9 protein-coding genes are annotated in these 11743 nt (G+C 72.2%); 3 read left to right on the top strand and 6 right to left on the bottom strand.

The features are described 5' to 3' along the window. Nucleotides 1-549, top strand: coding sequence for a CGNR zinc finger domain-containing protein (locus BFV98_RS21275; RefSeq protein ID WP_013288914.1), 549 nt, complete (start codon nt 1-3; stop codon nt 547-549). Here BFV98_RS21275 and BFV98_RS21270 read toward each other — a convergent pair. From BFV98_RS21270 to BFV98_RS21245, 6 genes are all read right to left on the bottom strand, one after another. Further along, nucleotides 513-1112 (bottom strand): GNAT family N-acetyltransferase, encoded by a 600-nt coding sequence (locus tag BFV98_RS21270; RefSeq protein WP_013288915.1) that lies wholly within the window; start codon nt 1110-1112, stop codon nt 513-515. The two genes, BFV98_RS21275 and BFV98_RS21270, sit on opposite strands and share 37 nt — an antisense overlap. A gap of 54 nt (nt 1113-1166) precedes the next feature. Beyond that, complete coding sequence (locus tag BFV98_RS21265) at nt 1167-2567, bottom strand: class II fumarate hydratase (protein ID WP_036310969.1); 1401 nt, start codon at nt 2565-2567, stop codon at nt 1167-1169. Nucleotides 2568-2620: 53 nt separating this feature from the next. Continuing rightward, a complete protein-coding gene (locus BFV98_RS21260; RefSeq protein ID WP_013288917.1) occupies nt 2621-5602 on the bottom strand; it encodes a BTAD domain-containing putative transcriptional regulator in 2982 nt (993 codons plus the stop codon). Nucleotides 5603-5850: 248 nt separating this feature from the next. Beyond that, nucleotides 5851-7518, bottom strand: coding sequence for a fumarate hydratase (locus BFV98_RS21255; protein ID WP_013288918.1), 1668 nt, complete (start codon nt 7516-7518; stop codon nt 5851-5853). A 76-nt stretch (nt 7519-7594) separates the two neighbouring features. Next, complete coding sequence (locus BFV98_RS21250) at nt 7595-9031, bottom strand: PQQ-binding-like beta-propeller repeat protein (protein WP_083395375.1); 1437 nt, start codon at nt 9029-9031, stop codon at nt 7595-7597. 121 nt (nt 9032-9152) lie between these two features. Further along, complete coding sequence (locus tag BFV98_RS21245) at nt 9153-9641, bottom strand: Lrp/AsnC family transcriptional regulator (protein ID WP_013288920.1); 489 nt, start codon at nt 9639-9641, stop codon at nt 9153-9155. 140 nt (nt 9642-9781) lie between these two features. On the opposite strand from BFV98_RS21245, the gene hppD reads away from it, so the two are divergent. Together hppD and BFV98_RS21235 are read left to right on the top strand one after the other, a co-directional pair. Continuing rightward, on the top strand, nt 9782-10987 hold the full coding sequence (gene hppD, locus BFV98_RS21240) for a 4-hydroxyphenylpyruvate dioxygenase (protein WP_071097563.1): 1206 nt from the start codon (nt 9782-9784) through the stop codon (nt 10985-10987). Nucleotides 10988-10997: 10 nt separating this feature from the next. After that, complete coding sequence (locus BFV98_RS21235) at nt 10998-11702, top strand: RDD family protein (protein ID WP_236619412.1); 705 nt, start codon at nt 10998-11000, stop codon at nt 11700-11702. Nucleotides 11703-11743: the final 41 nt, after the last annotated feature.

The raw sequence follows: 11743 nt of genomic DNA, 5'->3' as shown, positions 1-11743 counted from the left end.
TTGCTTTTCGCCCATGACACCGAATGCGCGCTGGTCAGCGTCGCCGCACTGGTGAACACCGCCGGCGACGACCGGGAAGGGCTGCCCGACGTGGCCGCCCTGGACGCCTTCTTCACCGCCCACGGGTGGAGCGGCCGGCACGAGCACACCGACGCCGAACTGCGCCAGGTCCGCGCGCTGCGGCCCCGGCTGCGCCGCATCTGGTACGCCGACACCGACGAGGTGGTGACGATCGTCAACACGCTGCTGCGCGAGTCGCACGCGCTGCCGCAGCTCGTCCGGCACGACGACGAGCCGTACCACCTGCACGCCGTGCCGCGGGACGCGCCGCTGGCGACCCGGATGGCGGTCGAGGCCGCGATGGCGATGGCCGACCTGGTCCGGATGGGCGAGCTGAGCCGGCTGCGGCACTGCGACCACCCCGACTGCGACAACGTGCTCGTCGACCTGTCCCGGAACCGGTCCCGCCGGTTCTGCGACGCCGGGTGCGGCAACCGGGCCGCGGTGAGCGCCTACCGGGCCCGCAGGGCCGCCGCGTCCCACTCCTGACGCGTCGCGGGCCAGGCGTCGCGGCGCAGCTCGTACTCCACCTCGCCGTGCTCCGTACCCGGGATCGGGTCGTCGAAGGCCAGGTGGAAGGTGCGGACGTAGCGCAACCCGGCGCGGGCCATGACCGCGCGGGAGCGGTCGTTGACGGCCATCGTCTGGGCCCACACCCGGCGGACGCCGACCGTGTCGAACGCGTGCCGCACCAGCGCCCGCGCGCCCTCGGTGGCCAGCCCGTGTCCCCACGTCGCGCGGCGCAGCCGGTAGCCCAGCTCCGCCTCGCCGCCGTCGTCGGACGGGTCGAGCGAGTGCCAGCCGAGGAACTCTCCGGTGAACCGGTCGAGCGTCGCCCAGCGGCCGAGCCCGGGATGCCGGGCGTACTGCGCGAGCACCCGGGGCAGCACCTCGTCCCGGTACGTCCCGGCCTGGGTCGGCGCGCCACCCGTCAGGAAGCGCATGACCTCCGGATCGGCGTCCAGCGCCACCAGCCGATCCACGTCGTCCATCGTGAACCGGCGCAGCGTCAGCCGCGCGGTCTCCAGCAACACGCCGCCGTCGTCACGCACGGTCGGATCATGCCGCGCCCACTGTGACGGGTCGAGGCAATTACCGGCGCCGACTCAGGGGTGGGTCATCCGGAGCAGGTCCAGGGCCTCGTCCAGCTGGGTCTCGGTGAGCGTGCCCGAGTCGACGTGCCCCCGGGCGATCACCACCTCGCGGATGGACACCTGCTTGGCCAGCGCCTCCTTGGCGATCGAGGCGGCCTCGTCGTACCCGAGGTGGCGGTTGAGCGGGGTGACGATCGACGGTGAGCCCTCCGCGTACGCCAGGCAGACCTCGGCGTCAGCGACCAGGCCGGCCACCAGCCGCTCGGCGAACAGGCGGCTGGACGCGGCGATCAGCTTGATCGACTCCAGCAGGTTGCGGCCCATCACCGGGAGCATCACGTTCAGCTCGAAGTCGCCCTGCGACCCGGCGAAGGCCACCGCGGCGTCGTTGCCGATCACCTGGGCGCAGACCTGCCGCATCGCCTCGGCCACCACCGGGTTCACCTTGCCCGGCATGATCGACGACCCCGGCTGGAGGTCGGGGATGCGCAGCTCACGCAGCCCGGCGCGAGGGCCGGAGCCCATCCAGCGCACGTCGTTGGCGATCTTGTAGAGGCCGACCGCGATGGTACGGAGCTGGCCGGACGTCTCCACCAGCGCGTCCCGGGCGCCCTGCGCCTCGAAGTGGTTGCGCGCCTCGGTCAGCGGCAGCCCGGTCGACTCCCGCAGCTTGCCGATCACCCGGTCGGCGAAGCCCAGCGGCGTGTTGATGCCGGTGCCCACAGCGGTGCCACCCAGCGGCAGCTCGGCCAGCCGGGGCAGCGCCGACTCCAGCCGCTCGACGCCGTAGCGCACCTGCGCGGCATACCCGCCGAACTCCTGCCCGAGCGTGACCGGCGTGGCGTCCATCAGGTGGGTACGCCCCGCCTTGACCACCGTCTCGAACTCGGCCGCCTTCTCCTCCAGCGCGCCCGCGAGCTGCTTCAGCGACGGGATCAGATCCTCCACCACGAACTGGGTGGCGGCCAGGTGGATCGAGGTGGGGAAGACGTCGTTGCTGGACTGCGACGCGTTGACGTGGTCGTTCGGGTGCACGTCACGGCCCAGCTCGCGGCTCGCCAGGGTGGCGATCACCTCGTTGGTGTTCATGTTGGACGACGTGCCGGAACCGGTCTGGAACACGTCCACCGGGAACTGGTCGTCGTAGCCGCCCTCGGCGACGTGCGCGGCGGCGGTGGCGATCGCCTGCGCCACGTCCGCGTCGATCACCCCCAGCTCACCGTTCACCAGGGCCGCCGCCCCCTTGATCTGCGCCAGGGCCTTGATCTGGGCCGGTTCCAGCCCGCGCCCCGAGATCGGGAAGTTCTGCACCGCGCGCTGGGTCTGCGCCCGCCACAGCGCCTCGGCGGGCACCTCCACCTCGCCCATCGAGTCGCGTTCGGTCCGGTAGCCGGTCGCCTCTGGAGTCGTCACGCGTTCCATCCTGCCGCGCCACCGGTCGGTGTGCAGGGAAAGTGGCGCGGCCCTCAGCCCAGCTCGGCGAGCAGCCTCTCGGTCTCCCGCCGGTCCGGCGACTCGACCTGGCGGAACAGCGCCAGCGCCCGCCCGGCGTACCGGCGGGCCTGGTCGGGGTCGGTGTGACGCAGGCAGCGGGCCATGCCGTCGAGCGCGCAGGCCTGCTCGTAACGGGCGCTGAGCCGGGTGGCGTCGGTGAGCACCCGGCGGTGCAGGTCCAGCGCGCTGGCGACGTCCCCCTGGTCCAGCATCGCCCGGGCCAGCAGGTTCCGGGACGCACACTGCCCGCCCAGATCCCCGGCGTCGTTCATCGCCATCAAGGCCTCCCGATGCAGCGCGGCGGCCTGCTCCGGCCGGCCCTCCTCGCGCTCCATCATGCCCAGCTCGTTGAGCAGCTCGCCCTCGCCGTAGCGGTTGCCGATCTTGCGCTTCAACGTCAGACCGGTACGCAGGAGCCGCCGGGCCGGTCCACGCTCGCCGCGCCGGTGCCGGACCATGCCCAGGTGGCCGACGGCGTTGCCGAGCTGACGCGGGTCGCCGACCTGCCGGGCGAGCGCCAGATGGTGGCGGCACTTCCGCAGGGCCTCGTCGTACCGCCCGGACCACATCAGGCAGAGCGAGAGGTTGTTCAGCATGTTGGTCAGCGCGAACGGATCGTCCAGCCGGCGGGCGAGCGCGGCCGACGCGTCGTACATCTCGATGGCCTGCCTGTGGTGCCCGTCCACCGCGTAGGCCGTGCCGAGGTTGTCGAGCGCCTTCCGCAGCTCGACCGGCCGGTCGAGCCGCCGGTAGATGCCGACCACCACCTCCATCCGCCGGATCACCTCGGCGAAGCGCGCCCGGCGGTAGTCGGCCGACGCGAGATAGTTGTGCATCGTCGCCACGGCCTCGTCGTCGCCCAGACGCTCGGCGGCCCGCAGGCCGATCTGGTGCGTCTCGATCAGGTCGTCGAGGTGGCCGCCGTAGAAGTTGACGGTCCAGCCCACCCGGGCCAGCTGCCAGCTCTGCCGGAGGAAACCCTCGGCCTCCGCCAACCGGACCAACGCGGTCAGCGTCGACCGGTTCTCCTCCAGCCACGGCCGGCCGAGAACGACGGTGGCCGCCACCAGGTCGGGCCGTACCGGCTCCGATCGGGCGAAAATGCCGTGCGGAGCGGTCTGCTCCAGAGTCAGCGCGATGGCGGCGGCGACGTGCAGGTGATGATCGAGCAGCCGGGCGATCGCCGCCCGTCGCTCGTCGCCGGTCTCGCGCTCCGCCCCGAGCGTGTGGGCGTACTCCCGGATGAGGTCGTGCAACCGGTACCGGCCGGGCTCCACCTCCTCGACGAGGTGCGCGTCGACCAGTTCGTCGAGTGCGTCCTGCGCCTCCGACAGCGACAGCTCCGCGAGCACGGCCGCCACCCGGTTGTCGATGCGGCTGCCCGGGTGGAGTCCGAGCAGCCGGAACACCCGCTGCACCACCGGCGGCACCTGCTCGTACGACAGCGCGAAGGCACGCGCGACCGAGCGCTCCCCGACGGTCAGCTCCGCCAGGGGATCGGCCGCCCCGGCCAGGCGTTCGGCCAGGTCGGCCATCCGCCACCGCGGCCGGTGCGCGAGCCGCGCCCCGGCCAGCCGCAGCGCGAGCGGAAGGTGTCCGCAACGGCGCGCCACCTCCGCCGCCGCCTCCGGCTCGGCGTCGACCCGTTCCGCGCCGGCCACCCGGGCCAGCAGCTCGACCGCCTCGTCGGCATCGAGTACCGGCAGGGAGGTGGGCCGCCCCGCGTCCACGCCGACCAGCCTGCGGCGGCTGGTGATCAGCACGGTGCAGTCCCGCCCGTTGGGCAGCAGCGGGACGACCTGCGCGGCGTCCGCGGCGTTGTCGAGCACCACCACGGCCCGCCGGTCGGCCAGTTCGGAACGCCACATCGCCAGCCGGCCCGCCAGGTCGGCCGGAACCCGCTCGGCCGGCACACCGAGCTGCTGGAGCAGGATGGCCGCCGCAGCGGCAGTGCTCAGCGGGCTGCGGTCGCTGTGCCCGTGCAGGTCGACGAAGAGCTGCGCGTCGGGGAACCGGTCGACGAGCGCGCTCGCCACCTGAACGGCCAGTGTGGTCTTGCCGCTGCCGGCCATACCGTCCAGGAGCTGGACCCGGCTTCCCTCCTCGGCGACCTCCTTGACCAGCCGGGCCACGGTCTGCTGGCGCCCGGTGAAGTCGCTGATCGCCCGGGGCAGCGCCCGGACCGGCGCGGTGACCCGGCTCTCCGGCACGCCCAGCACCAGGTCGCCGCCGAGCACCCGCTGGTGCAACTCCTGCAACGCCGCGCCGGGCTCGATGCCCAGCTCCTCGGCGTAGATCCGGCGGCCCTCCCGGTAGACGGCGAGCGCGTCCGCCTGCCGGCCGACCGCCGAGAGAGCCAGCATCAGCTGCCCTCGCAGCCGTTCCCGCAGCGGGTTGTGCTCGACCGCCTCGGTCAGCTCGTCGACCAGTTCGGTCCCCCGGCGCAGCCGCAACTCGACGTCGACGCAGTCCTCCAGCACGGCGAGCCGCTGCTCGTCGAGCGCCTGGGCCCGCAGTCGCACCAGCCGGGCCGGGATACCGGCGAGCGCCGGACCGCGCCACAGCGCCAGCGCCGCCCGATAGTGACGGCGGGCCTCGGCAAACCGGCCGGCGGCGGCCTCGGCGCGGGCCGTCTCCACGGCCCGGGCGAACATGTCGGCGTCGAGGTCGTCCGGCTCGATCCGGATGCCGTAGCCCGCCGGGTCGGTGACGATGGTCCCGGCCGGCAGCCCGAGCGCCGCGAACCGCTGCCGCAGTCGCGACACACAGATCTGGAGCTGGGTCCGCGCGGTCGCCGGGGGACGCTCCTCCCAGACGGCGTCGACCAGATCCTCCACCGGCACCACCCGGCCGGGGCGCAGCAACAGCATGGCGAGCACGGTGCGATCCCGGCCCGCGGTGACGGTGGCTTCGCCGCCGCCGACCCGCAAGGGCCCCAAGATCCCGAATCGCATCCGCGCCCCCGCCTGCCGCCATGCAACTTCCAGCAGCGTAGCCCGGCGGTCACCGAGCGGCGCGGCGAGGCGATAGCGATCCGATAGCGACGGCGCACAGACTCGTCACCGGTTGTCGGTGACGACATCCGACGGGGGCGGTGCGCCTGTCCGGCCACCCTGCCGGGCAGGCGCACCGATGTCGATGCATGACGAACACGCCGAGGGGCGCCCGGACCATCCCGGGCGCCCCTCGTGTACGTCTGCCGTCAGCGCCGGCCGACGGTGAGGACCGGCTTGGTGACCTCGGCGAAGAAGTCGTTGCCCTTGTCGTCGACGACGATGAAGGCGGGGAAGTCCTCCACCTCGATCTTCCAGACCGCCTCCATGCCCAGCTCGGCGTACTCGAGCACCTCGACGTGCTTGATGCAGTCCTGCGCCAGGCGGGCGGCCGGGCCGCCGATCGAGCCGAGGTAGAAGCCGCCGTGGGCCTGGCAGGAGCGGGTGACCTGTGCGGACCGGTTGCCCTTCGCGAGCATCACCATCGAGCCGCCGGCCGCCTGGAACTTCTCCACGTACGCGTCCATCCGGCCCGCCGTGGTGGGACCGAACGAGCCGGAGGCGTAGCCCTCGGGGGTCTTCGCCGGGCCGGCGTAGTAGACCGCGTGGTCGCGGAGGTATTGCGGCATCGGCTCGCCCGCGTCCAGCCGCTCGGCGATCTTCGCGTGCGCGATGTCCCGGGCCACGACGAGCGGGCCGGTCAGGGACAGCCGGGTCTTCACCGGGTACTTCGACAGCTCGGCCCGGATCTCGTCCATCGGCCGGTTCAGGTCGACGCGGACTACCTCCTCGGTCTCCAGCGTCTCGTCGGTGACGTCGGGCAGGTAACGCGCCGGGTCGGTTTCGAGGCGCTCCAGCCAGACGCCCGACGGGGTGATCTTCGCCACCGCCTGCCGGTCGGCCGAGCAGGAGACCGCGATCGCCACCGGGCAGGAGGCGCCGTGCCGGGGCAGCCGGACCACGCGTACGTCGTGGCAGAAGTAGCGCCCGCCGAACTGAGCGCCGATGCCGAAGTTGCGGGTCAGCTCCAGCACCTCGGCCTCCAGCTCCAGGTCACGGAAGCCGTGCGCGCTCATCGAGCCCTCGGTGGGCAGCGCGTCGAGGTACTTCGCGGAGGCGTACTTCGCGGTCTTCAGCGCGTACTCGGCGGAGGTGCCGCCGATGACGATCGCCAGGTGGTAGGGCGGGCAGGCCGCGGTGCCGATGAGCCGCAGCTTCTCCTCCAGGAACTGCATCATCCGCGTGGGGTTCAGCAGCGCCTTGGTCTCCTGGTAGAGGTAGGACTTGTTGGCCGAGCCGCCACCCTTGGCCATGAAGAGGAACTTGTACGCGTCGGCGTGGCCGTCCGGGTCCTCGGCGTACAGCTCCACCTGGGCGGGCAGGTTGCTGCCGGTGTTCCGCTCGTCCCACATGGTCAGCGGGGCGAGCTGGGAGTAGCGCAGGTTCAGCCGGGTGTACGCCTGATAGACGCCGCGCGAGATCGCCTCCGCGTCGGTGCCGTCGGTGAGCACGTGCCGGCCGCGCTTGCCCATCACGATCGCGGTGCCGGTGTCCTGGCACATCGGCAACACGCCGCCGGCCGCGATGTTGGCGTTGCGCAGCAGGTCGAGCGCGACGAAGCGGTCGTTCGGCGAGGCCGCCGGATCGTCGATGATCGCGCGGAGCTGAGCCAGGTGGGCCGGGCGCAGGAAGTGGGCGATGTCGTGCATCGCCTCGGCCGTCAGCGCGGTCAGCGCGCCCGGATCCACTGTGAGGAACCGGCGGCCCCCGGGGCCGTTGACGACGTCCACGCCCTCGTCGGTGACCAGGCGGTATTCGGTCTGGTCGGGACCGGTCGGCAGCAGGGGTGCGTACGAGAAGGCGGCGGCACTGCTCATGACCGAAAAGCCTAGGGCAGAGCTGTCGATCGGTGGCACCCGCAGGTCGGTCCTGGGACGACGCTCTCACCCGCTGTCACTTGCCGTCGGCGCAGAGTTCCCGTTTCGGTCCGCAACTTCCCTGGTCGCTGGGTGGACGCCAGCTGCCTCCGGGGTCCGGCGCCACCGGCGCGCCGTCCTGGCCCGGCCCCGGCGCCTCGGACGTGCCGGCGCCCCAGCGGACGTACCCGATCTCCCGCCCCTCGCCGATGATCATGCCGTTCGGGCCGACCGCCAGCGCGTTCGCCGAGGTACGCAGCTCGACCAGCACCCGGCCCTCCCGCGGCTCGACCGCGATCAGCCGCGACGGCTTCTCCTCGCTGATCACCGCCGCGTACGGGGTGAGCGCCGCACCGCTCTTGCCGCCCGCCGGCCGGGTCCAGCGGGTCCGGTCGGCCGACAGTTCCCGCCCGAGCAGCGAGCCCTTGTCGGCGCTGCGCACCACGGCGTACCGGTCGTCCACGGCGAGCAGCTTCTCGCCGTCCGCGCCGACCTGGAGCAGCCGGCCGTCGTACCCGTCGAGCACCGCCTCACGCCCGTCCGGGGCGACCCCGATGATCACGTTGCGCCCGCCCTGCGGATCCTCCCGCTGCACGCAGCCGGCGTAGTCGGCGGTGCGCAGGTTGATCCCGGTACGCCGCCACACCTGCTGACCGGTGGCCGGGTCCACGGCGGTCACGGCGTAGTAGCAGCTCCCGTCGCGGGAGGTGGCCGCGATCCGCAGCAGCCGGCCGCCGACCACCGCGAGCCGCTCCTCGCGGCCGGGCTGGACGTTCTGGAGCACCCGGCCGGTGGCGGTGTCCACCACGTGCACCCGCCCGTCGACCGGGAAGCCGAGCAGCGGCGGGACGGACTCCGGCCCGGCCACCCCGCCGTCGATCCGGGTGGCGCCGAGCCGCCGGGTGCCCAGTAGTTCCGGGTTGTCGGCGAGCACGCCGCTGTGCACGCCGGGCAGGAACGCGCTCCACAGCGGAGCGGTGCCGCGCGGCTCCCAGGCGCGCAGCGTGCAGTCGGTGGCCTGCACGCAGTACGCGTCCAGCAGCAGGTTCCGGTAGGTCCAGACGGCGATCGCGCGGTCGTCGCGGCGGCGGGTCACGCCGCTGACCGGGTCGAGCACCTCGTACCCTTTGTCGAGCAGCCGGCCCACGGCGACGACCGACTCCCGGCCGCTGCCCGCGACCGCCGACCAGTCGGCCTTGCGCTCCCACAACTGGCCGCCGTCGGCGAGGTTGCGCGCCTCGATGCGGGTGCGCTGCTCGACGATCACTGTGTCGCCGGCGATGGTGACGCTGCGCGGCGTGCCGCCGACGCGCTGCTGCCAGACCACGTCCGGCTCGGAGATCGGCTTGCTGCGGTCGACCCAGTCCCACAGCGCCGGGAACGGGTTCCAGACGCCTGTCGCGGCGAGTACGACCACGGTGACGAGCCCGAGCAGCAACCAGCCGCGTACCCCTAGGCCCTTCACACCGCACACGGTAGCGACGATCACCGGTCCCCCGGGCCGCGTGCGGTGCGTGTCGCGGCGCTTCTTGGGCGGTCCGGGGTGTTAATAAGGGGCCCTTCCACCTCCGAAGGCGTTAACAGGGGGCCCTTCCTTACCCGCGGGCGGCGGAGCGGACCAGCGGCAACGTCCGGTACGGGATCTGCTCAGCCAGCGCGATGATGGTGGACGCGCGCCGGATGCCCTCCGAGGCGACGATCTGGTCGATGACCCGCTGGAGGTCGGTGTTCGACCGGGCGACGATCCGGCAGAGCAGGTCGCTGGAGCCGGTGATGGTGTGCGCCTCCAGCACCTCGGGGATCGCGGCCAGATGCGCGGTGACCTGGTCGTGGCCGTGCCGCTGGCTGATCTCCAGGGTGACGAAGCTGGTCACCCCGAAGCCGATCGCGGCGGGGGTGATGTCCGGTCCGAACCCGGTCACCACGCCCCGGCCGACGAGCTTGTCGAGCCGGGCCTGGACCGTGCCGCGGGCCACGCCGAGGCGGCGGGAGCACTCCAGCACGCCGATCCGGGGCTCCTCCGCGAGCAGTTCGATCAAGCGAGCGTCCAGCTCGTCGAGCTGTACATCCTGACCAGTGTTCATGGTGTCTCACCGTACCGAATGCACAACCTGACCAGGAATAACGTCAACTGTTGCCCAACTCACTGCGGTCCGTAGATCCTCGCCGGAAGAGCACATCCACGGCGGCCCACGAGGCCGGCCGGTACGCGAGGGAGGCCACCATGACCCAGGCGATCGACCGACCCCAGTCGACCGAGGAGGTCGACGTCGACGCTCTCGTCGGCGCAGTCGACCACGACATCACCCGCGACCCGTTCCCGGTCAAGGGCATGGACCACGTCCACTTCCTGGTGGGCAACGCCAAGCAGGCCGCGCACTACTACTCCACCGCGTTCGGCATGACGTGCGTGGCGTACCGGGGGCCGGAGCAGGGCTACCGCGACCACGCGCAGTACGTGCTGACCAGCGGTTCGGCCCGCTTCGTGCTGACCGGCGCGGTCCGCCCGGACGCCGACGGCGCCGAGCACGTGGCGAAGCACAGCGACGGCGTCTCCGACATCGCGCTGGAGGTGCCGGACGTGGACGCCGCGTACGCGCACGCCGTGGCGCAGGGCGCGACCGGCCTGGTCGAGCCGCACGACGTCAGCGACGAGCACGGCACCGTCCGGATGGCGTCCATCGCCGCGTACGGCGACACCCGGCACAGCCTGGTCGACAGGTCCCGCTACACCGGCCCGTTCCTGCCCGGCTTCGTCGCTCGCGGCCCGATCGTGGACCGGCAGCCGATGATCGACGCCGGCATCCAGCCGAAGCGGTTCTTCCAGGCGGTCGACCACGTCGTCGGCAACGTGGAGCTGGGCCGGATGGACGAGTGGGTCGAGTTCTACAAGCGCGTCATGGGCTTCTCGAACATGGCGGAGTTCATCGGCGACGACATCGCCACCGACTACTCGGCGCTGATGAGCAAGGTCGTCGCCAACGGCACCCGCAAGGTGAAGTTCCCGCTCAACGAGCCGGCCGTGGCCCGCAAGAAGTCGCAGATCGACGAGTACCTGGAGTTCTACCAGGGCCCCGGCGCCCAGCACATCGCCGTGGCCACGAACGACATCCTGGCCAGCGTGGACGCCATGCGCGCCGCGGGCGTCGAGTTCCTGGACACCCCGGACTCGTACTACGAGGACCCGGAGCTGCGCGCCCGCATCGGCAACGTCCGGGTGCCGATCGAGGAGCTTCAGTCCCGCAAGATCCTGGTCGACCGGGACGAGGACGGCTACCTGCTCCAGATCTTCACCAAGCCGGTGCAGGACCGCCCCACCGTCTTCTTCGAGCTGATCGAGCGGCACGGCTCGCTCGGCTTCGGCAAGGGCAACTTCAAGGCCCTGTTCGAGGCGATCGAGCGCGAGCAGGAGAAGCGCGGGAACCTGTAACACTGTCCGCGTGACCCAGCCTCCTCCGAACCCGATGCCGCCGCCCGCCGGACATCCAGCCGCGGGCGGCGGCTTCGCGCCGCCCGGCGGACCGGCGGTGCCCGCGCAGCACGTTCCCCCGGGGTACGCCGGCCCGCCCGGCTACCCGCCGCCCGGTTTCCCCCCACCCGGGTACGCCCCGGCGCCCGTCCCGCCCCCGGTGGCGCCGAACGGGCAGCCGCTGGCGGGCTTCGGCGACCGGTTGCTCGCCTACCTGATCGACACCGCCGTCGCCATGGCGGTGACGATGGCGCTGTTCGTGCCGGTGTTCTTCCTCGTCTTCTTCCGGATGATCGACGAGATCGAGCAGGCCGGCCCGAACGGTCCCGACGCGGTCGAGGTCTGGACGAGCGTGTTCCTGCCGCTGCTCGCCGCCGAGCTCGGGGTCCTGCTGCTGATGCTCGCCTTCTACTGGGTCTACCACGTCGAGTACGCCCGCCGGACCGGGCAGACGCTCGGCAAGAAGGTGATGAAGCTGCGGATCGTGCCGGTGCAGCCGGACGCCGCGCTGACCCGGGGCATGCTCGGCAAGCGCTGGGCCGTCGAATTCGCCGGCGGGATGTTCGTGCCGTTCCTCAGCTACCTCGACGGTTTCTGGCAACTGTGGGACAAGCCCTGGCAGCAGTGCCTCCACGACAAGTTCGCCGGTACGGTCGTCGTTAAGGTTGGCCCGTGAGCGCGAGGAGTGAGCCGGGTCTGCGAGCCCCGCAGTCGGGA

The sequence above is a fragment of the Micromonospora sp. WMMB235 genome, from assembly GCF_001855515.1.
GTDB lineage: Bacteria > Actinomycetota > Actinomycetes > Mycobacteriales > Micromonosporaceae > Micromonospora > Micromonospora aurantiaca.
This window is presented reverse-complemented; position numbering and strand designations above follow the sequence as displayed.